The 18,571-nt window shown below is 41.4% G+C and carries 31 protein-coding genes and 1 pseudogene; 2 read left to right on the forward strand and 30 right to left on the reverse strand.

Features of this window, described 5'->3' with window-relative positions:
* The first annotated feature begins 82 nt into the window (after positions 1–82).
* Positions 83–616, forward strand: coding sequence for a hypothetical protein (locus tag EXE10_RS16280; protein ID WP_130114094.1), 534 nt, complete (start codon positions 83–85; stop codon positions 614–616).
* Between the two features lie 62 nt (positions 617–678).
* On the opposite strand, the gene EXE10_RS16285 is transcribed toward EXE10_RS16280, so the two are convergent.
* From EXE10_RS16285 to EXE10_RS16430, 30 genes and pseudogenes are all read right to left on the reverse strand, one after another.
* The gene (locus EXE10_RS16285; protein ID WP_130114095.1) at positions 679–2,169 is read right to left on the reverse strand and encodes a flavin-containing monooxygenase; all 1,491 of its coding nucleotides are present in this window, start codon (positions 2,167–2,169) and stop codon (positions 679–681) included.
* A 211-nt stretch (positions 2,170–2,380) separates the two neighbouring features.
* A complete protein-coding gene (rplQ, locus tag EXE10_RS16290) occupies positions 2,381–2,746 on the reverse strand; it encodes a 50S ribosomal protein L17 (RefSeq protein ID WP_004281488.1) in 366 nt (121 codons plus the stop codon).
* 18 nt (positions 2,747–2,764) lie between these two features.
* Positions 2,765–3,772, reverse strand: coding sequence for a DNA-directed RNA polymerase subunit alpha (locus tag EXE10_RS16295; protein ID WP_004816876.1), 1,008 nt, complete (start codon positions 3,770–3,772; stop codon positions 2,765–2,767).
* Positions 3,773–3,789: 17 nt separating this feature from the next.
* Positions 3,790–4,416, reverse strand: a complete 627-nt coding sequence (gene rpsD, locus EXE10_RS16300) for a 30S ribosomal protein S4 (RefSeq protein WP_068973583.1) — start codon at positions 4,414–4,416, stop codon at positions 3,790–3,792.
* 12 nt (positions 4,417–4,428) lie between these two features.
* Positions 4,429–4,815, reverse strand: a complete 387-nt coding sequence (rpsK, locus tag EXE10_RS16305; protein WP_001040166.1) for a 30S ribosomal protein S11 — start codon at positions 4,813–4,815, stop codon at positions 4,429–4,431.
* 19 nt (positions 4,816–4,834) lie between these two features.
* On the reverse strand, positions 4,835–5,191 hold the full coding sequence (rpsM, locus tag EXE10_RS16310; protein ID WP_005012957.1) for a 30S ribosomal protein S13: 357 nt from the start codon (positions 5,189–5,191) through the stop codon (positions 4,835–4,837).
* A gap of 107 nt (positions 5,192–5,298) precedes the next feature.
* Positions 5,299–5,415, reverse strand: a complete 117-nt coding sequence (gene rpmJ, locus EXE10_RS16315) for a 50S ribosomal protein L36 (RefSeq protein ID WP_068973582.1) — start codon at positions 5,413–5,415, stop codon at positions 5,299–5,301.
* Positions 5,416–5,436: 21 nt separating this feature from the next.
* Positions 5,437–6,756 (reverse strand): preprotein translocase subunit SecY, encoded by a 1,320-nt coding sequence (gene secY / locus EXE10_RS16320; RefSeq protein WP_171064902.1) that lies wholly within the window; start codon positions 6,754–6,756, stop codon positions 5,437–5,439.
* Positions 6,757–6,801: 45 nt separating this feature from the next.
* A complete protein-coding gene (rplO, locus tag EXE10_RS16325; RefSeq protein WP_068973580.1) occupies positions 6,802–7,242 on the reverse strand; it encodes a 50S ribosomal protein L15 in 441 nt (146 codons plus the stop codon).
* Between the two features lie 3 nt (positions 7,243–7,245).
* On the reverse strand, positions 7,246–7,422 hold the full coding sequence (gene rpmD, locus EXE10_RS16330) for a 50S ribosomal protein L30 (RefSeq protein WP_068973579.1): 177 nt from the start codon (positions 7,420–7,422) through the stop codon (positions 7,246–7,248).
* A gap of 6 nt (positions 7,423–7,428) precedes the next feature.
* Entirely contained in the window at positions 7,429–7,926 is a 498-nt protein-coding gene (rpsE, locus tag EXE10_RS16335; protein WP_004825184.1) for a 30S ribosomal protein S5, read from the reverse strand.
* 2 nt (positions 7,927–7,928) lie between these two features.
* Positions 7,929–8,279, reverse strand: a complete 351-nt coding sequence (rplR, locus tag EXE10_RS16340) for a 50S ribosomal protein L18 (protein ID WP_004725713.1) — start codon at positions 8,277–8,279, stop codon at positions 7,929–7,931.
* 14 nt (positions 8,280–8,293) lie between these two features.
* Positions 8,294–8,827, reverse strand: a complete 534-nt coding sequence (gene rplF, locus EXE10_RS16345; protein ID WP_130114096.1) for a 50S ribosomal protein L6 — start codon at positions 8,825–8,827, stop codon at positions 8,294–8,296.
* Positions 8,828–8,840: 13 nt separating this feature from the next.
* The gene (gene rpsH / locus EXE10_RS16350) at positions 8,841–9,236 is read right to left on the reverse strand and encodes a 30S ribosomal protein S8 (RefSeq protein WP_068973577.1); all 396 of its coding nucleotides are present in this window, start codon (positions 9,234–9,236) and stop codon (positions 8,841–8,843) included.
* A gap of 13 nt (positions 9,237–9,249) precedes the next feature.
* On the reverse strand, positions 9,250–9,555 hold the full coding sequence (gene rpsN, locus EXE10_RS16355) for a 30S ribosomal protein S14 (RefSeq protein ID WP_068973576.1): 306 nt from the start codon (positions 9,553–9,555) through the stop codon (positions 9,250–9,252).
* Between the two features lie 9 nt (positions 9,556–9,564).
* Positions 9,565–10,101, reverse strand: a complete 537-nt coding sequence (gene rplE / locus EXE10_RS16360) for a 50S ribosomal protein L5 (protein WP_068973575.1) — start codon at positions 10,099–10,101, stop codon at positions 9,565–9,567.
* 16 nt (positions 10,102–10,117) lie between these two features.
* Positions 10,118–10,435: a 50S ribosomal protein L24 gene (rplX, locus tag EXE10_RS16365; RefSeq protein WP_068973574.1), complete on the reverse strand. Its 318-nt coding sequence runs from the start codon at positions 10,433–10,435 to the stop codon at positions 10,118–10,120.
* An 11-nt stretch (positions 10,436–10,446) separates the two neighbouring features.
* Complete coding sequence (gene rplN / locus EXE10_RS16370; protein ID WP_004725701.1) at positions 10,447–10,815, reverse strand: 50S ribosomal protein L14; 369 nt, start codon at positions 10,813–10,815, stop codon at positions 10,447–10,449.
* 91 nt (positions 10,816–10,906) lie between these two features.
* A complete protein-coding gene (gene rpsQ / locus EXE10_RS16375; RefSeq protein ID WP_004725698.1) occupies positions 10,907–11,164 on the reverse strand; it encodes a 30S ribosomal protein S17 in 258 nt (85 codons plus the stop codon).
* Positions 11,161–11,358, reverse strand: coding sequence for a 50S ribosomal protein L29 (rpmC, locus tag EXE10_RS16380; protein ID WP_004825188.1), 198 nt, complete (start codon positions 11,356–11,358; stop codon positions 11,161–11,163). The genes rpsQ and rpmC overlap by 4 nt, the downstream gene beginning before the upstream one ends.
* The gene (gene rplP, locus EXE10_RS16385) at positions 11,358–11,771 is read right to left on the reverse strand and encodes a 50S ribosomal protein L16 (protein WP_004725694.1); all 414 of its coding nucleotides are present in this window, start codon (positions 11,769–11,771) and stop codon (positions 11,358–11,360) included. Before rplP ends, rpmC begins: the two co-directional genes overlap by 1 nt.
* Positions 11,711–12,527, reverse strand: a pseudogene (rpsC, locus tag EXE10_RS16390) (30S ribosomal protein S3). The gene rplP and the pseudogene rpsC overlap by 61 nt, the downstream one beginning before the upstream one ends.
* 1 nt (position 12,528) lies before the next feature.
* On the reverse strand, positions 12,529–12,858 hold the full coding sequence (gene rplV, locus EXE10_RS16395; RefSeq protein WP_065994096.1) for a 50S ribosomal protein L22: 330 nt from the start codon (positions 12,856–12,858) through the stop codon (positions 12,529–12,531).
* 11 nt (positions 12,859–12,869) lie between these two features.
* A complete protein-coding gene (rpsS, locus tag EXE10_RS16400) occupies positions 12,870–13,145 on the reverse strand; it encodes a 30S ribosomal protein S19 (RefSeq protein WP_004281508.1) in 276 nt (91 codons plus the stop codon).
* Positions 13,146–13,164: 19 nt separating this feature from the next.
* Complete coding sequence (gene rplB, locus EXE10_RS16405; protein ID WP_068973572.1) at positions 13,165–13,989, reverse strand: 50S ribosomal protein L2; 825 nt, start codon at positions 13,987–13,989, stop codon at positions 13,165–13,167.
* An 11-nt stretch (positions 13,990–14,000) separates the two neighbouring features.
* Positions 14,001–14,321: a 50S ribosomal protein L23 gene (rplW, locus tag EXE10_RS16410; RefSeq protein WP_068973571.1), complete on the reverse strand. Its 321-nt coding sequence runs from the start codon at positions 14,319–14,321 to the stop codon at positions 14,001–14,003.
* Positions 14,318–14,920 (reverse strand): 50S ribosomal protein L4, encoded by a 603-nt coding sequence (gene rplD, locus EXE10_RS16415; RefSeq protein WP_068973570.1) that lies wholly within the window; start codon positions 14,918–14,920, stop codon positions 14,318–14,320. The genes rplW and rplD overlap by 4 nt, the downstream gene beginning before the upstream one ends.
* 11 nt (positions 14,921–14,931) lie before the next feature.
* On the reverse strand, positions 14,932–15,570 hold the full coding sequence (gene rplC / locus EXE10_RS16420; protein ID WP_068973569.1) for a 50S ribosomal protein L3: 639 nt from the start codon (positions 15,568–15,570) through the stop codon (positions 14,932–14,934).
* Positions 15,571–15,629: 59 nt separating this feature from the next.
* Positions 15,630–15,941 carry a 30S ribosomal protein S10 gene (gene rpsJ / locus EXE10_RS16425; RefSeq protein ID WP_004725677.1) on the reverse strand — a complete coding sequence of 104 codons (312 nt, stop codon included), beginning with the start codon at positions 15,939–15,941 and terminating at the stop codon, positions 15,630–15,632.
* Positions 15,942–16,215: 274 nt separating this feature from the next.
* Entirely contained in the window at positions 16,216–16,941 is a 726-nt protein-coding gene (locus EXE10_RS16430; RefSeq protein ID WP_130114097.1) for a type 1 glutamine amidotransferase, read from the reverse strand.
* 182 nt (positions 16,942–17,123) lie between these two features.
* On the opposite strand from EXE10_RS16430, the gene EXE10_RS16435 reads away from it, so the two are divergent.
* Positions 17,124–18,308: a PLP-dependent transferase gene (locus tag EXE10_RS16435; protein ID WP_130114104.1), complete on the forward strand. Its 1,185-nt coding sequence runs from the start codon at positions 17,124–17,126 to the stop codon at positions 18,306–18,308.
* Positions 18,309–18,571 lie beyond the last annotated feature (263 nt).

Below are 18,571 nucleotides of genomic sequence, written 5' to 3' on the forward strand. Positions count from 1 at the left end.
CATTTATGAAATGTCAACAGCCCCTATCTATAGACAATAAAAATGGCTGAATGAAAAACTAAAATTTTAAGGTTTACACAAAATGATCAAAATCAACATGATCCCGCTTCATGGTATCGATATTGAAAATATTGGCCATATTGCTTTAGGGCAATCTCAAACAGAGCTTATCCATCTGCTTGGGCAGCCTGCTGAACACTCAGATGCTGTGCAACTATATTATGATCAATATGAACTGCGTATTGATCTCAATCAAAATAAAAGCATTGAATTTATTGAGTTTATAAACGGACCTTATCCAGAAAAAACTAAACTTTCTATTTATGGTGTTGATCCATTTCAAATTGATGCGAACAATCTTATCCAACTGCTCACAGAAAAAAATAATGGTCATGTTGATCTTAGTGAAGCCGATTATTGTTTTACTTTTTTAAATATTTCTGTCGGCATTTGGCGACAGTACACAGAACAAGACGTTATGGAAAATATTACAGAAATGAAAAAAAATAACCAATATTTAGAAAATCAGGATTGGTTATTGGTGGATTTGGATAAAGCTAAACATTTTTGGACAATCGGCTTAGGTGAAAAAAACTACTATCACGACTCTGAATAATCACACCAATAAAAAAAGGAGCTTACGCTCCTTTAATGTTCCCTATATTTGCTTTGAGCAAGTTAAGAAACTAGTTTAGGCTTTTTTGCTGCTTGAGCTTCACGCTTATGAAACTTCAATACACCATCATCAAACTTAGCATTCTTAAGCTCTTTACGATCAGCAAGATAGTTATTGGTCACTTTCCATGGCGCATGCTTACCTTGTTTCGGCATCACATTTGCTGCACGAGCAATATAACCTGACGATAAGCTACCCATTACTGTATCTTCCATCAATTCAGTCGCATCCCCTTGTGGAATGACTTCATCAAAGCCTTTTTTATCCATATAATTCACAAGGCGACTGATATATTCACCAGCAATATCAACTTTCAATGTCCATGATGCATTAATATAACCAATGATCATAGCCATGTTTGGTACATCACTGACCATTACACCTTGGTACAACATATGCTGAGAAGTATTGAGTGGTTTACCATCTAATGTCGCTTTGATTCCACCTAAAATTTGGATCTCCAAACCTGTTGCAGAAACAATAATATCTGCGTCTAAATGCTGACCTGATTTTAATTGAATACCAGTTTCAGTAATTTTTTCAATATGGTCAGTTTCAACACTCGCCTTACCCGAACGTAAAATTTTGAATAAATCACCATCAGGTACCACACACAAACGTTGATCCCATGGATTATAGTTCGGTGTAAAGTGTTTCATATCCACCTTACCCTTCAGCTGCATTTCAATCGATTTTAATAACAATTTACGCAAGACTTTAGGTTGCTTCTGAGCTAAAGCATAAATACCACGTTGCATACCAATATTACGCGCACGAGTTAATTTATAAGCAATATCTTCTGGCAATACCTTACGCATCTTGTCATACACAAAATCAACCGAAGGAATCGAAGCAATATACGTTGGCGAACGTTGTAACATCGTTACATGCCCTGCACCGCCTTTTGACATCGCAGGTACTAAAGTAATTGCTGTTGCACCACTACCAATAATCACCACTTTTTTGCCAGCATAATCTAAATTTTCTGGCCAGAATTGTGGATTGATAAATTGACCTTTAAAGTTTTCTTTACCCGGATAATCTGGCTGATAACCTTGATCATAATTATAATAGCCAGTACACCCTACAACAAAATTGGCAACCCAAGTTTGTAATTTACCATTCGGATCTTCAATTTCTACAACCCATTTCTTCGTTGAAGAATCATAATTTGCTGTACGAACACGATGGTTAAAATGAATTTTCTCTTTTAATTTAAATTCATCAACAACTTCAGCCACATAACCTTTAATCGATGCACCATCAGCCAAAACATTGGCTTTTTGCCAAGGCTTAAAATTAAAGCCAAATGTAGACATATCTGAGTCTGAACGAATCCCTGGGTATTTAAACAAATCCCAAGTTCCACCAAAGCTTTCACGACGCTCAATAATTTCAAACGACCGCTGTGGTGAATTTTTAGATAAATGAGCAGCAACACCAATACCAGAGATGCCTGCGCCAACGATGAGAATATCGACTTGCTTTTCCATTTTCTTTTTATAACCTTTTTAAAAGTACATTTTTATTAAAGCACAAATTTGACAATACGCAATGTCAAGTTTGCATATTTCTGACGAAATTCATGTCAGTTCAGGACAAAATAACAGATTGTCAGACAAAATTGTTAATTTTAAAGCATAAAAAAGGTCGGTAAAATACCGACCTTTTCGAACAACCGATTGTTCTATGGCGTGAGTAAACTTAGTTTACTTCACGATCCACAAGTTCTACATAAGCCATCGGCGCAGCATCACCTGCACGGAAACCAGCTTTAAGAACACGTAGATAACCGCCGTTACGTTCTTTATAACGAGGGCCAAGAACGGTAAATAATTTACCAACTGTTGCTGCTGAACGAGTACGAGCAAATGCCAAACGGCGGTTCGCTACTGTATCGTTTTTAGCTAAAGTGATTAAAGGCTCAGCTACACGACGTAACTCTTTTGCTTTAGGCACAGTTGTTTTAATCAACTCGTGCTCGAACAAAGAGTTAGCCATGTTTTGGAACATCGCTTTACGATGACTGCTTGTACGGCCTAATTTCACACCACTATTACGATGACGCATGGTGATAGTCCTACTTAATTAACGGCTACGATAGGCGAAACGATCGTCCATACGGAGACTAGCTGGTGGCCAGTTCTCTAAACGCATGCCGAGCTGTAAGCCCTTAGAAGCCAGAACATCTTTGATCTCTGTAAGCGATTTTTTACCAAGGTTAGGCGTTTTAAGTAGCTCAACCTCTGTACGCTGTACAAGATCACCAATGTAGTAAATATTTTCTGCTTTCAAACAGTTAGCAGAACGAACAGTAAGCTCTAGATCATCAACTGGACGAAGCAAGATTGGATCAACTTCTTCACGTGGTTCTTGAGCAACTGGAGCTTGATCTTTCTGAAGATCAACAAAAATTGCAATTTGTTGTTGCAAGATTGTTGCCGCTTTGCGGATTGCTTCTTCTGGATCTACAGTACCATTTGTTTCAAGATCAATGACAAGCTTGTCAAGGTCAGTACGTTGTTCTACACGCGCATTTTCAACGGTATAAGACACACGTTTGATCGGGCTATAAGAAGCATCTAACTGTAAGCGACCTACAGGGCGAGTTTCGCCTTCTGGGAAGCGTGAATCAGAAGTTTCATAGCCACGGCCTTGAGAAACTTTCAAGCGCATTTTTAATGAGCCTGAAGCACTTAAAGTGCCAATCAAATGTTCAGGGTTAACCACTTCAACATTATGAGGTAAACGAAGATCTGCGGCAGTAACATCACCAGGACCTTGTTTTTCTAATGTTAAATATGCTTCGTTTTGATCGAACAGCTTAATAGACAATCCTTTTAGGTTCAGCAAGAGCTCGACGATGTCCTGCTGCAAGCCTTCTAAAGTACTGTACTCGTGCTCGACACCTTCTATCTCAACTTCAACCACAGCAGCGCCAGGTAAAGAAGATAATAGGATGCGACGTAAAGCATTACCTAGAGTATGACCAAAGCCACGCTCTAATGGTTCAAGAATCACTTTTGCCGAGGTCCCGCTTGCCGCTTCGACCTTGATCGCTTGCGGAGTTAGAAACTCGTTTGCAGTACGCGTCATTATTGCTACCTCAAGGATTATTTAGAATACAATTCTACAATCAAGCTTTCGTTGATTTCAGCTGGTAAATCAGAACGATCAGGTGCAGATTTAAATGTACCTTCAAGTTTTGAATGATCTACTTCAATCCAAGCAGCTGTACCACGTTGAGTAGCTAATTCAATTGCGTTTTTGATACGTAATTGTTGTTTAGCACTTTCGTGAACTGCGATCACATCGCCCGCTTTAACTTGGATAGACGCGATGTTAACACGACGACCATTTAAAGTGATTGAACGGTGAGATACAAGCTGACGAGCTTCTGCACGTGTAGAACCAAAACCCATACGATAAACAACGTTATCGAGGCGGCTTTCAAGCAATTTCAACAAGTTTTCACCTGTTGCGCCTTTAACACGAGCAGCTTCTTTATAGTAGTTACTAAATTGACGCTCTAAAACACCGTACATACGACGTACTTTTTGTTTTTCACGTAATTGTAGTGAGTACTCAGATTGTTTACCACCACGCGCCTGACCATGTTGACCAGGAGCTTTAGCAGCTTTTTTAGTTTTGACGTCAAAAGGTTTAACGCCAGATTTTAATTGCAGGTCTGTCCCTTCGCGGCGAGAGAGTTTGCATTTTGGACCAATATAACGAGCCATGAATGTTTCTCCTTACACGCGACGTTTTTTAGGTGGACGGCAACCGTTGTGCGGAATCGGAGTCACATCGGTAATGCTGTTAATTTTATAACCCACTGCACCTAATGCACGAACCGCAGATTCACGACCTGGACCAGGACCTTTTACAAGGACGTCCAAGTTTTTCAAACCGTAATCTAAAGCAGCTTTACCAGCAACTTCAGCAGCTACCTGAGCAGCAAACGGAGTTGATTTACGTGATCCACGGAAGCCTTGTCCACCTGAAGTAGCCCAAGCCAATGCATTACCTTGACGATCTGTGATCGTAACAATGGTGTTATTAAAAGAAGCGTGAATGTGTGCAACACCTTCAGAGACGGTACGAGTGACCTTCTTGCGTGTGCGAGTATCTTTAGCCATCTTTTAGCTTCCAGAAATCTTATTTCTTAATAGGTTTGCGCGGACCTTTACGGGTACGTGCGTTAGTTTTGGTGCGTTGTCCGCGAACAGGCAAGCTGCGACGATGACGAAGACCGCGGTAGCAGCCTAAATCCATTAAACGTTTAATGTTCATGGAAATTTCGCGACGTAAGTCACCTTCGGTCGGAACCTTAGCAACTTCAGCACGAATCGCATCAAGCTGAGCATCATCTAATTCACGGATTTTAGTTGTAGTAGCGATACCTGCAGCAGCTAAGATGTTCTTAGCAGTGTGGCGGCCAATACCAAAAATATACGTGAGAGAGATAACAGCATGCTTGTTATCCGGAATGTTTACACCGGCAATACGAGCCATTCAAATTTCTCCAAAAAGGCAGTAGAGATAATCAACCGCCCCACAAAAATCTTGAGGGGCGGATAATAACCTAATTAGCCTACTGAAATCAACAGGTCTTAATTAAATTAACCTTGACGCTGCTTATGACGAGGTTCTGCGCTGCAAATTACGCGAATAACCCCATGACGCTTGATAACTTTACAGTTACCACAAATTTTCTTTACAGAAGCTTGTACTTTCATGATGAAACCTTCTAAGTGCGCTTATCCCTTAGGATGAGCAGTCGTTTTTCTCATTAACGATTGATTGTCATATTGATGAGATGTGAGATGAGCTTGAAGCTGAGCCATAAAGTCCATCACAACTACAACTACGATCAGCAATGATGTACCACCAAGGTGGAACGGAATACCAAATGAACTTTGCAGAATCATCGGCATCAAACAAATCACAGTGATGTAAATTGCACCAATAAACGTCAAACGATTAAGAATATGATCTAAGTAACGAGCAGTTTGCTCACCTGGGCGAATACCAGGTACATAAGCTCCGCTACGCTTCAAGTTTTCTGATACTTCTTTCGGGCTAAATACAAGCGCCGTATAGAAATAACAGAAGAATATGATGAGCGCACCGAAGAGCACCAAATACAACGGTTGTCCAGGCGATAATACCAATGCCAAATCTTGAAGGCTACGTTTTACAATTCCTGCATTTGGATCAGCACTACCCAACCATTGACCTAAACTTGCAGGGAACAACAATAACGAACTTGCGAAAATTGCTGGAATAACCCCTGCCATATTAATTTTCAATGGCAAATGTGTTTGCTGTGCAGTGAATACACGACGACCTTGTTGCTTTTGAGCATAGTTTACAGGAATACGACGTTGAGCTTTCTCAATAAACACGATTGCTGCTAAAACAGCAACTGATAGCAACCCAAATACAGCCAAACCAATTAAACTTGATTGACCATTATCTACCGAAGTAAATGCTTGAATCACTAGGTTTGGTAAGCCAGCAACAATACCTGCAAAGATAATCATTGAGATACCATTACCAACACCACGTTCAGTTATTTGCTCACCCAACCACATCAAGAACATAGTACCTGCAACTAACGATGTTAGTGCTGGAACGTAAAAAGCCAGTCCTGAAGTCAAAGTAATCCCTTGACTAATTAGACCAGCACACATTCCAATACCTTGGACTAATGCAAGTAAGAGCGTGCCATAACGCGTATATTGATTAATCTTACGCTTACCTTGCTCGCCTTCTTTCTTTAAAGCTTCTAACGAAGGAACCACTGTTGACATCAGCTGCACGATAATCGAAGCAGAAATGTAAGGCATGATCCCTAACGCTAGAATGGACATTCGTTCTAATGCTCCACCCGAGAACATATTAAACAAACCTAAAAAAGTACCTTCATTAGCTTTGAAAAAACGTTCTAGAGCGACATTATCGATACCCGGCAGAGGAATATGCGCTCCTAGTCGAAAAACCACCAATGCACCAATTAAAAACATTAATCGGCGAATAATTTCACGGTATTTCACATGAAATGGTTGGCCTTTCATCATGTTAACATGACCTGAAGAACTAGGAGACATAGTCACTCGCGATTACTCCTCGACTTTACCGCCAGCAGCTTCAACAGCAGCTTTAGCGCCTTTAGTCAATGCAACACCTTGAACAGTGAATGCACGAGTGATTTCACCAGAAAGAACGATACGAGCACGTAACATATCTTTACGTACAACATTCGCAGCTTTCAAAGTTTCAAGTGAAACAATATCACCTTCAACTTTAGCAAGCTCTGACAAACGTACTTCAGCAGTTTTCAAAGCCAATTGACTTGTAAAACCGAATTTAGGTAAACGGCGATATAACGCAGTTTGACCGCCTTCAAAGCCTGGACGAACGCCACCACTTTTACGTGATTTTTGACCTTTAACACCACGGCCACCAGTCTTACCAACGCCAGAACCGATACCACGACCTAAACGAAGGTTATCACGCTTAGCACCTTCTGCAGGTGCAATTGTATTTAAACGCAGAGTCATGGCTTATTCCTCTACACTAACCATATAGTAGACTTGGTTGATCATACCACGGTTAGAAGGAGTATCTACCACTTCTACTGTATGACCAATACGACGCAGACCTAAACCCTTCAACGAAAGTTTGTGATTTTTCAAACGATGTGAAGAAGATTTAGTCTGGGTAACTTTAATCGTTTTCATGATTGATTACCCTAAAATTTGTTCTACTGAAAGACCACGTTTCGCAGCTACTTTCTCAGGAGAAGTCATATCACGCAAACCGTTAAAAGTCGCGTTTACAACGTTCGCTGCGTTAGTAGAACCATAACACTTAGTCAATACGTTACGTACACCAGCAGCTTCTAAAACTGCGCGCATAGAACCACCAGCGATTACGCCAGTACCTTCTGATGCAGGTTGCATGTAAACACGGCTAGCGCCATGACGAGCATTGATAGGATGTTGTACAGTACCGTCAACAAGATCAACAGTGATCATGTTGCGACGTGCAGCTTCAAGTGCTTTAGAAATAGCAGCTGGAACTTCACGAGCTTTACCGCGACCAAAACCTACACGACCATTACCATCACCAACCACAGTCAATGCTGTGAAAGAGAAGATACGACCACCCTTAACAACTTTGGCTACACGATCAACGGCAACCAGCTTTTCAACAAGACCTTCGTTTTGTTCAACTTTAGCCATGATTAGAACTCCAAGCCGTTTTCACGAGCAGCATCAGCCAAGGCTTTGATACGACCATGATATTTAAAACCAGAACGGTCAAATGCAACTTTAGTTACACCAGCAGCTTTTGCACGTTCTGCGATTAAAGCACCTACTTTAGTAGCTGAGTCTACATTACCTGTAGTACCGCTACGTAGTGATGCATCCAAAGTTGAAGCTTGCGCTAAAACTTTGCCACCATCTGCAGAAATAACTTGAGCATAGATGTGACGCGGCGTGCGGTTTACACACAAACGAGTCGCACCCAATGCACGGATGTGCAAGCGTGTGCTTTTCGCACGACGCAAACGGGATTGTTTCTTTTCGTTCATAAGAACCTCGCGCCTTATTTCTTCTTAGCTTCTTTACGAAGTACAACTTCGTCAGAATAACGAACACCTTTACCTTTATAAGGCTCTGGCGGACGGTAACCACGGATTTCCGCAGCAACTTGACCTAATTTTGCTTTATCAGCAGATTTTAGGATAATTTCAGTCGCTGTTGGAGTTTCAGCAGTTACACCTTCAGGAAGGTTGTAATCAATCGGGTGAGAGAAACCAAGGTTAAGGTTAACAACAGTACCTTTAACCGCAGCTTTATAACCAACACCGATAAGTTGTAACTTACGTTCGAAACCTTCGCTAACACCTTTTACAAGGTTATTAAGAACAGCGCGAGCAGTGCCAGCTTGCATCCAAGAATCGCGAGATTCTTTAACTGGAGCAATATGAAGTTGACCTTCTTCCTGTTTAAGCTCGACCAGCGCATGCAGGTTGAAAGACAACGTACCTTTGCTGCCTTTCACTTCGACCTGCCGGCCGTTCTGAGTAACTGTTACACCATTAGGTACAGCTACTGGGGCTTTAGCCACACGAGACATGAGGAATCACCTATTAAGAAACAAAAGCAATAACTTCACCACCAACGCCCGCAGAACGTGCAGCGCGATCAGTCATGATGCCTTTGCTTGTAGAAACAATTGCAATACCTAAACCTTGCTTAACGCTCGGAAGTGCATCTTTACCGCGATACTGACGTAGACCTGGACGGCTTACGCGTTTCACAGTTTCGATAACTGGTTTGCCTTCAAAATATTTTAAAGTAATTGTCAAAGTAGCTTTGCCTTCAACTTCAGCAACTTCTACATTTGAAATGTAACCTTCTTGTTGAAGTACGTTTGCAATTGCAACTTTCAACTTAGAATTAGGCATAGAAACAGTTTGTTTCTTTGCCATTTGTGCGTTACGAACACGTGTTAGCATGTCGGCAACGGTATCTTGCATACTCATTTATAGTCGCTCCTTACCAGCTTGCCTTAACAACGCCCGGTACGTCACCTTGCATTACTGTGTCACGTAATTTGTTACGGCTTAGGCCGAACTTACGGAAGTAACCATGAGGACGACCAGTTAAACCACAACGGTTACGAAGACGTACTGGAGATGCATTACGTGGTAATGCTTGTAACTTCATCATCGCATCGAAACGTTCTTCATCAGAAGCATTTACGTTTGCAATCGTAGCTTTTAATTCAGCACGTTTTGCAGCGTATTTAGCAACTGTTGCTTCGCGTTTCAATTCGCGATTAATCATACCTTTCTTAGCCATATCGACCTCTTATTTGAACGGGAAGCCAAATGCACGAATAAGTGCACGGCCTTCGTCATCGGTGCGAGCAGTCGTAGTGATAGTAATATCCATACCACGAATACGATCGATCTTATCAAAATCGATTTCAGGGAACATGATTTGTTCCTTGAGACCCATTGAATAGTTACCACGACCATCAAATGATTTCGCAGAAAAACCGCGGAAGTCACGAATACGAGGGATCGCGATAGAGATCAAACGGTCTAAGAATTCGTACATACGTTCGCCGCGTAAAGTTACTTTACAACCAATCGGCCAACCATCACGGATTTTAAAACCAGCGATTGATTTACGAGCTAAAGTAAGCACTGGTTTTTGACCAGCAATAGCTTGCATATCAGAAAGAGCGCCATCTAACAATTTCTTGTCAGCAGCAGCATCACCAACACCCATGTTGATAGTGATTTTTGTGATGCGAGGAATCTCCATCACATTACCTAGACCAAGTTCTTCTTTTAACTTAGCTCGGATTTCGTCGTTATAACGCGTTTTAAGTCTGGCCATAGCCTATTTCAACCTATTACTTCGCTACCGCCACTGATTCACCATTTGACTTGTAAACGCGAGTTTTCACGCCTTCAGTCACTTGGTAACCAACACGGTCAGCCTTTTGGGTTGCAGCATTAAAAATTGCTACATTTGAAATATGAAGCGAAGCTTCTTGTGTAACGATAGCGCCTTCAGCACCTGTTGCACGGTTCGGCTTTTGATGCTTCTTAACTAAGTTAAGGCCTTCAACCTTAACTTGGTCATTTGAAACAGACAATACAGTACCCTGTTTGCCTTTTTCTTTACCTGCGATCACAATTACTTGATCGCCTTTTCTAATCTTAGCCATGATTGCCTCTATTATAGAACTTCAGGAGCCAATGAAATAATTTTCATGAACTGTTCAGTACGAAGTTCACGAGTCACTGGTCCGAAAATACGAGTTGCAATCGGTGCTTTGTTGTTGTTCAAAATAACAGCTGCGTTATCATCGAAACGAATAACTGAACCATCTGGACGACGGATGCCGAATTTTGTACGTACAACAACAGCATTCATCACGTCACCTTTTTTAACACGGCCACGTGGAATAGCTTCTTTTACAGTAACTTTAATAATGTCGCCAACAGAAGCATAACGACGATGTGAACCACCAAGTACTTTAATACATTGTACGCGGCGAGCACCACTGTTGTCTGCTACGTCTAGCATACTTTCGGTTTGAATCATTGCCCTACTCCAAAACCGAGCATCACCGGTCGCAATTTCGAAAGGCTCAAAGAGTACTCGAAATTGACCGATGATGCAACAAGAACGTTAATTACTCAGCAGCAGCTTCAATAACTTCCACTAAAGTCCAAGCTTTAGTTTTTGAGATTGGGCGGCTTTCTTTGATGGTTACAACATCACCAGTTTTAGCTGTGTTGTTCTCATCATGAGCGTGTAATTTAGTTGAACGGCGAATTGATTTGCCATACAACGGGTGTTGAACGCGGCGTTCAATAAGTACAACAATAGACTTGTCCATTTTGTCACTTACGACTTTACCTGTTAACGTGCGAACTGTTTGCTCACTCATTGTGCGTTCCCCTGTTTTTCGGTAAGGAGGGTCTTGATACGAGCAATTGTCTTACGAGTAAGCGCAACTTCATGCGATTTACCCAATTGACCAGTTGCTTTCGCCATACGAAGACGGAATTGGTTAAGCTGTTGCTCATCAAGCAAAGCTGTCAACTCTTCTACCGACTTTTCACGTAGATCTTTAGTTTTCATTACATCACCGTCTTAGTAACGATAGTGGTTTTGAACGGAAGTTTAGCCGCTGCAAGCGTAAACGCTTCACGAGCTAATTCTTCACTCACACCATCCATTTCGTACAAGATCTTACCTGGTTTGATTTGGCAAACCCAGTATTCCACAGAACCTTTACCTTTACCCATACGAACTTCTAATGGTTTTTCAGTAATTGGTTTGTCTGGGAAAACACGGATAAAGATCTTACCACCACGTTTAACACGACGGCTAATTGTACGACGCGCAGCTTCAATTTGACGCGCAGTCATTTGACCACGTTCAACTGATTTAAGTGCGATTGTACCGAAAGATACTGTGCTACCACGGTGCGCTAGACCAGTGTTACGGCCTTTTTGCACTTTACGGAATTTAGTACGTTTAGGTTGCAACATGGATTATTCTCCTTTTTCAGCAGAACGATCATTGCGACGACCACGACGCTCTTGACCTTCACCACGACCGCGACCGCGTTTAGCTGGACGTTCTTCAGCAGGAGCAGGGTTCATGACTTGTTTCATGCCACCTAAGATCTCGCCACGGAAAATCCAAACTTTAACACCAATCGTACCGTAAGTAGTTTCAGCACGCATAGTTGCATAGTCGATGTCAGCACGAAGTGTATGCAAAGGTACACGACCTTCACGATACCATTCAGTACGTGCAATTTCAGCACCGCCTAAACGACCAGAAACTTCAACTTTAATACCTTTAGCACCAGCACGCATAGAGTTTTGAACCGCACGCTTCATAGCACGACGGAACATTACACGTTTTTCTAATTGAGAAGCGATCGCTTCAGCAACTAAACGAGCGTCTAAATCTGGGCGATCGATTTCGTTGATGCTTACTTGCGCTGGAACACCCATAATTGTAGTGAGTTCACGCTGTAATTTTTCAATGTCTTCGCCTTTTTTACCGATCACGATACCTGGACGAGCAGTGCTAATAGTTACTTTAGCAGCGCCTGTAGGACGTTCGATAAGAATATTGCTGATCATCGCGCTTTTAAGTTTTTTAGTTAAAAACTCACGAACTTGAAGATCTTTAAGCAAGTATTCAGCGTATTGTTTCGGACTCGCATACCAGTTGGCGTTATGACGTTTTACAACACCAAGGCGGATACCGATTGGATGAACCTTCTGACCCATATCAAACCCCTACCTTAACGGTAATGTGACAAGTACGCTTAGTAATACGATCTGCACGGCCTTTAGCACGTGGCATAATACGTTTAAGGCTCATGCCTTCATCAACGTAAATCGTAGTTACTTTAAGATCGTCTACATCTAAACTGTTATTATGTTCAGCGTTTGCAATCGCAGATTCCAATGCTTTTTTAACTAAAACTGCAGCTTTTTTGTTGCTGAAGTTCAAGATATTTAAAGCGTGCGCAACAGATTTGCCGCGGATTAGATCTGCAACCAAACGAGTTTTTTGTGCCGAGATAGCGGCACCGCGTAATTTAGCAGTTACTTCCATCATAGCACCTATTAACGTTTAGACTTCTTGTCAACACCGTGACCACGATAGGTACGAGTTGGCGCGAATTCACCTAATTTATGTCCAACCATATGTTCAGATACGATCACTGGAACATGGTTACGGCCATTGTGTACAGAAATTGTTAAACCAACAAAATCTGGGAGGATCATCGAACGACGCGACCAAGTTTTGATCGGCTTACGGTTATTAGCCGCGATTGCCGCTTCAACCTTAGCGAACAAGTGCGCATCGACGAATGGGCCTTTTTTCAGAGAACGAGGCATTGTCAGATTCCTTTACTTGTTACTTAACGCGACGGTCGCGAATGATCATCTTAGTCGTACGCTTGTTGGTACGTGTTTTGTACCCTTTAGCTTTTTGACCCCATGGGCTTACAGGTTGAATACCTTTGTTACGCCCTTCACCACCACCATGTGGATGGTCTACTGGGTTCATCGCCATACCACGAACGGTAGGACGAACGCCACGCCAGCGTGCTGCACCTGCTTTACCAAGTGAGCGAAGGTTGCTTTCTGAGTTAGATACTTCACCTAACACAGCGCGACATTCAACGTGTACTTTACGCATTTCGCCTGAACGTAGACGAATGATAGCGTAAGAACCGTCACGACCTAATAACTGAGCAGAAGTACCAGCAGAACGCACTAATTGTGCACCTTTACCGATTTTAAGCTCAATGTTATGAAGTGTAGAACCGATAGGCATGTTACGAAGTGGCAAGCAGTTACCTGGACGAATTGGAGCATCGTTACCAGATTGTACTTTATCACCAGCACGTAGACCTTTAGGCGCAATGATATAACGACGTTCACCGTCAGCATAAAGCACAAGTGCAATATGTGAAGTACGGTTAGGATCGTATTCGATACGCTCTACAGTCGCAGGAATGCCATCTTTGTTACGTTTAAAGTCAACGATACGATAGTGTTGCTTATGACCACCACCAACGTGACGAGTAGTAATGTGACCGTTGTTATTACGACCACCAGTACGTTTTTTTGCTTCTACCAACGGAGCATAAGGTGCGCCTTTGTGAAGATGATTGTGAACAACCTTCTCTACAAAGCGACGCCCTGGAGACGTTGGCTTACATTTTTGAATAGGCATAATTCTCGTCCTTATTCCGCTGCGTTTTCAGCGGTATCGCCCAAGTCAGCCATTTCAACATCTTGGCCAGCTTTCAGGGTGACGTATGCTTTTTTAACATCAGAACGACGTCCTAATGTACGACCAAAGCGCTTAGTCTTACCTTTAGTGATAGTCGTGTTAACTTTAACAACTTCTACACCAAACAATTGTTCAACTGCTTTTTTGATTTCAAGTTTGTTTGCATCAAGTGCAACTTTAAATACTTGAACACCAGCAGTTTCACCTAAAACTTGTGCTTTTTCTGAGAATACAGGTCCTTTTAGGACTTGATAGATACGTTCGTTGTTCATCCGAGTTCTACCTCAATTTTCTTAGCAGCAGCAACAGACATTACAACTTTATCGAACGCGATCAAGCCAACAGGATCGATCCCAGCAGCATCAACCACATCAACGTGTGGAAGGTTACGAGCAGCTAAATATAGATTTTCATCTACAGCTTCTGTAACGATTAATGCGCGAGTAGCGTTCAAGTCGTTAAGTTTTGCAAGCAATTCTTTAGTTTTAGGCGCTTCAACAGCAAACTCTTCAACTAATACAAGACGATCTTGGCGAACAAGTTCAGCTAAGATACATTGCATTGCACCGCGGTACATTTTACGGTTCACTTTTTGAGACCAATCTTGTGGACGAGCAGCAAAAGTTTTACCACCACCAACCCAGATTGGGCTACGAATAGAACCAGCACGAGCGCGGCCAGTACCTTTTTGACGGAATGGTTTTTTACCACCGCCAGAAACGTCTGCACGTGATTTTTGTGCTTTTGAGCCTTGACGACCACCAGCTAAATAAGCTGTAACAACTTGGTGTACAAGAGCTTCATTAAAGTCACGACCAAACGCAACTTCAGACAATTCAACAGCAGAGCCGGAAACAGTTTTTAAATTCACGTTATTTCCCCTCAGGCCTTGATCGTAGGACGAACAGTTACGTCACCACCAGTCGCACCAGGAATCGCGCCTTTAACAACAAGAACTGAACGTTCCGTGTCGATAGCAACAATTTCAAGACCCTGTGTAGTTACACGTTCAGCACCTAAATGGCCAGCCATTTTTTTGCCTTTGAATACACGACCAGGAGTCTGGTTTTGACCAGTAGAACCTAAAACACGGTGAGAAACCGAGTTACCGTGAGTAGCATCTTGCGTACGGAAGTTCCAACGCTTAACACCACCTTGGAAACCTTTACCTTTAGACGTACCAGTTACATCAACGATTTGACCAACTGTGAACAAGTCAACAGTTAACGTACCGCCAACTTCACGACCTTCAAGATCAGCTTCTGTAGCGCGGAATTCTTGAACCAAACGACCAGCAGCAACACCCGCTTTCGCGAAGTGACCTTTTTGAGCGTTAGTTACGCGAGATTCGCGACGTTCACCAGTAGTGATTTGAATCGCTTGATAACCATCAGTTTCAAGCGTTTTGATTTGAGTGATACGGTTAGGATCAACCTCAATCACTGTTACAGGTACAGAAACACCAGCATCTGTAAAGATACGTGTCATACCGCACTTGCGACCGACTAAACCAATAGCCATGTGCATAAACCTCTAAAAAAGCGGCCTAATTAACTTAGAGCGTTAATTAACCGAAAGCCTTAACCCAATGCGATCTGAACATCAACACCAGCTGCAAGATCTAATTTCATCAATGCATCTACAGTTTTGTCTGTAGGTTGAACGATGTCGATCAAACGTTTGTAAGTGCGGATCTCGTATTGGTCACGCGCATCTTTGTTAACGTGTGGTGATGTTAAAACGTTAAAACGTTCGATGCGAGTAGGCATCGGGATTGGACCACAAACTTGTGCGCCAGTACGTTTTGCTGTTTCTACGATCTCTTGAGACGATTGATCAATTAGACGGTGATCAAAAGACTTAAGACGGATACGAATTCTCTGGTTAGACATACCAGTTAACTCCAAGCCAAATATATAAAGAATCACTCCTGACGCATCTCACCCCACTAAAAAGGCAAGTGTCAAGAGCAGTGAAAATCACTAAGGTCGTGATCGATGCCACGACTGTAACGATCTGGATAACTTTCTTCGCTATCCACCCCTCCATATCGAAGGGTCGCTCATTATAACGATTGTTTAACGCTTAAGCAAACCTATTTCAGGCTTTTTCTTGTTTTTCGGTGAATTATTTGTAACCTGCTCAGTTTAAAAAATAATCTTATTTTTATACTTGTAAAACATAGTCAATGGCGCGATTTAAAAGCTGATTACCCATTGAATATTCCAATTTTTGTGATTTTTTTAAACTCGATAAAGATTGTGTATATGCTTCTTTAAAGACACAGTCTTCTTCTTCATGTTCTATAAAAATATTTAAACTATGTGGGGTGATTTCTGGATGAAATTGAAAGCCCAGAACATTTCGACCAATTTGATACATTTGATTAGCACAGGCTGTATTTTCAGCCAAACGAATCGCACCTTTCGGAATATCAAAGGTTTCACTGTGCCATTGCATCACTTTTAATTCTTCAGGCAGCTGAAAATACGCTTCTGGAATATGATTGCTTTTATTCACCAGTGTCCAGCCAATTTCTTGCTGAGGGTTGCGCTTTACATTTGCACCTAAAGCACTGGCAATCAATTGCCCACCTAAGCACAGACCAATCGCAGGCTTCTCAAAAGCCAAATAACGTCGAATCCAACGTTTCTCTATTTTCAACCAAGGATAATTTGCTTCATCATTGACACTCATCTCGCCCCCCATGATGATCAGCAAATCCACATCACTCACTAGCGGTAAAGCGTCTATATCTATAGAGGAATCCGTTGGCAAAGCAAAAAATTCTGTTGCCGTTATTTCAGCACCCATAGCTTTTAAATAGTCATAACAACTGCCAAAGCCCTCACCTGCAATATGCTGAAAATAATGCACTTTAAGTTTTTTCATATAATCACCTATTCTTGTTGTATCTATTTCACTACAAATCAAAAAAACACAGGTGTATAGAAGCAAAAATGAAGCCAATATCGGTTTTATTTATTATTTTTCACAAATTATCGCTTTCCGTCATGAATCAATTATGTTCTGCTTATTGGCATATTATTGATTCTTTAAATTTGAGTATTCTTGTGAAACTAACACCACAAACTGCTTTAATTCATGCGCCACGTAAAGCACCACAATTTATAAATACTGTACAAGCTCCCCTATTTCGTGCATCGACGATCATCTTTGAAAATACCGATGCACTATTTAACCGCCATTGGACAGATGACTATGATTATAGTTATGGGACGCATGGTACACCAACAACCTTTACTTTAGGCGATCATATTGCGCAAATCGAAGGTGGAAAATATTGTTTGCTTGCACCGAGTGGATTATCAGCAATTAACCTCGTCAATTCTTGTTTTTTAAGTCACGGCGATGAAGTTTGGGTCGCAGACAACATCTATGGTCCAAATATGGAACATTTGCGTAATTTAGAAACGCGTTATGGTATTGATGTAAAAGTGTATAACCCGATCGATACCGATTCATTTCAACCCAGTGAAAAAGCTAAATTGATTTGGTTAGAAGCTGCTGGCTCAGTCACTTTAGAATTTCCAGATTTAATCAATTTGGTTAAAAAAGCCAAATCTAAAAATATCCTAACAGCACTAGACAACACTTGGGGCGCAGGTTTAGCTTTTAATGCCTTTGATTTTAGTGATGAACATTTGAATGTTGATGTTACTGTGCATGCACTGACTAAATACCCGAGTGGTGGTGGTGATATTCTGATGGGTTCGGTGGTCACTCGTGATAAAGCTTTACATCATAAACTGTTTCGCACGCATGCAATTCAAGGCATTTCTATTTCAGGTGATGATGCAGCGCAAGTTCAACGCAGTTTGGCGTCTATGCAAATCCGTTATCAGCATCAATCAAATAGTGCTTTACACATTCTACAATGGCTCAAAACTCAAGAGAATTTTGCACAAGTGCTCCACCCCGCTGATCCTGATAATATCAGTCATCAATATTGGAAAGACACTTGCCAAACTGAACAAAGTGCAGGCTTAGTTAGTGTCATCTTTGAAGCTGAATATGATATGACCGCGATTCGGAAATTCTGTGACCACTTAAAGTTATTTAAACTTGGTTTCAGTTGGGGGGGGCCTGTCAGTTTAGTGATGCTGTATAACTTGGGTGATATGCGCCATTTAGATCATTCACATTTACAAAAAGGCATATTGGTTCGTTTCTGTATTGGTTTAGAAGATGCTGATGACCTGATTGCAGATATTCAGCAGGCCTTAAAAGCTTTGTAAATCAAAGGCAATATTTTAATAACGCATAAGAACAACATGCATAGTAAAGCCTGTTGTTCTTTTTATAACTTATTTATCAAGCTTTTATTACTAGGCTTCCATTAAATTCCCTAAACACCTATAAGCACTATAAATTCTGCAATTTTAGAATTGATCTTACTTTGTCTGAGCATTGTAAAAATAGATAAAAATTAAGCACAACGTATTCTTTCTATGTTAAAAATTAAAGCAATAATTCCAAAGTTTATAGTTAGAAATAGGTT

Origin of the sequence: Acinetobacter sp. WCHAc060033 (assembly GCF_004209125.1) — a bacterium.
In the GTDB taxonomy this organism is placed as follows: domain Bacteria; phylum Pseudomonadota; class Gammaproteobacteria; order Pseudomonadales; family Moraxellaceae; genus Acinetobacter; species Acinetobacter wuhouensis.

Coding starts and splice junctions, on each gene's coding strand:
- EXE10_RS16280 (WP_130114094.1), top strand. CDS start 83: ATGATCAAAATCAACATGATCCCGCTTCATGGTATCGATATTGAAAAT.
- EXE10_RS16285 (WP_130114095.1), bottom strand. CDS start 2,169: ATGGAAAAGCAAGTCGATATTCTCATCGTTGGCGCAGGCATCTCTGGT.
- rplQ (WP_004281488.1), bottom strand. CDS start 2,746: ATGCGTCATCGTAATAGTGGTGTGAAATTAGGCCGTACAAGCAGTCAT.
- EXE10_RS16295 (WP_004816876.1), bottom strand. CDS start 3,772: ATGACGCGTACTGCAAACGAGTTTCTAACTCCGCAAGCGATCAAGGTC.
- rpsD (WP_068973583.1), bottom strand. CDS start 4,416: ATGGCTCGTTATATTGGTCCAAAATGCAAACTCTCTCGCCGCGAAGGG.
- rpsK (WP_001040166.1), bottom strand. CDS start 4,815: ATGGCTAAAGATACTCGCACACGCAAGAAGGTCACTCGTACCGTCTCT.
- rpsM (WP_005012957.1), bottom strand. CDS start 5,191: ATGGCTCGTATTGCCGGTGTAAACATTCCGGATAACAAGCATGCTGTT.
- rpmJ (WP_068973582.1), bottom strand. CDS start 5,415: ATGAAAGTACAAGCTTCTGTAAAGAAAATTTGTGGTAACTGTAAAGTT.
- secY (WP_171064902.1), bottom strand. CDS start 6,756: ATGAAAGGCCAACCATTTCATGTGAAATACCGTGAAATTATTCGCCGA.
- rplO (WP_068973580.1), bottom strand. CDS start 7,242: ATGACTCTGCGTTTAAATACAATTGCACCTGCAGAAGGTGCTAAGCGT.
- rpmD (WP_068973579.1), bottom strand. CDS start 7,422: ATGAAAACGATTAAAGTTACCCAGACTAAATCTTCTTCACATCGTTTG.
- rpsE (WP_004825184.1), bottom strand. CDS start 7,926: ATGGCTAAAGTTGAACAAAACGAAGGTCTTGTTGAAAAGCTGGTTGCC.
- rplR (WP_004725713.1), bottom strand. CDS start 8,279: ATGAACGAAAAGAAACAATCCCGTTTGCGTCGTGCGAAAAGCACACGC.
- rplF (WP_130114096.1), bottom strand. CDS start 8,827: ATGTCTCGTGTGGCTAAAGCCCCAGTAGCTGTACCTAATGGTGTAACA.
- rpsH (WP_068973577.1), bottom strand. CDS start 9,236: ATGAGTATGCAAGATACCGTTGCCGACATGCTAACACGTGTTCGTAAC.
- rpsN (WP_068973576.1), bottom strand. CDS start 9,555: ATGGCTAAGAAAGGTATGATTAATCGCGAATTGAAACGCGAAGCAACA.
- rplE (WP_068973575.1), bottom strand. CDS start 10,101: ATGGCCAGACTTAAAACGCGTTATAACGACGAAATCCGAGCTAAGTTA.
- rplX (WP_068973574.1), bottom strand. CDS start 10,435: ATGGCTAAGATTAGAAAAGGCGATCAAGTAATTGTGATCGCAGGTAAA.
- rplN (WP_004725701.1), bottom strand. CDS start 10,815: ATGATTCAAACCGAAAGTATGCTAGACGTAGCAGACAACAGTGGTGCT.
- rpsQ (WP_004725698.1), bottom strand. CDS start 11,164: ATGAGTGAGCAAACAGTTCGCACGTTAACAGGTAAAGTCGTAAGTGAC.
- rpmC (WP_004825188.1), bottom strand. CDS start 11,358: ATGAAAACTAAAGATCTACGTGAAAAGTCGGTAGAAGAGTTGACAGCT.
- rplP (WP_004725694.1), bottom strand. CDS start 11,771: ATGTTGCAACCTAAACGTACTAAATTCCGTAAAGTGCAAAAAGGCCGT.
- rplV (WP_065994096.1), bottom strand. CDS start 12,858: ATGGAAGTAACTGCTAAATTACGCGGTGCCGCTATCTCGGCACAAAAA.
- rpsS (WP_004281508.1), bottom strand. CDS start 13,145: ATGCCTCGTTCTCTGAAAAAAGGCCCATTCGTCGATGCGCACTTGTTC.
- rplB (WP_068973572.1), bottom strand. CDS start 13,989: ATGCCTATTCAAAAATGTAAGCCAACGTCTCCAGGGCGTCGCTTTGTA.
- rplW (WP_068973571.1), bottom strand. CDS start 14,321: ATGAACAACGAACGTATCTATCAAGTCCTAAAAGGACCTGTATTCTCA.
- rplC (WP_068973569.1), bottom strand. CDS start 15,570: ATGGCTATTGGTTTAGTCGGTCGCAAGTGCGGTATGACACGTATCTTT.
- rpsJ (WP_004725677.1), bottom strand. CDS start 15,941: ATGTCTAACCAGAGAATTCGTATCCGTCTTAAGTCTTTTGATCACCGT.
- EXE10_RS16430 (WP_130114097.1), bottom strand. CDS start 16,941: ATGAAAAAACTTAAAGTGCATTATTTTCAGCATATTGCAGGTGAGGGC.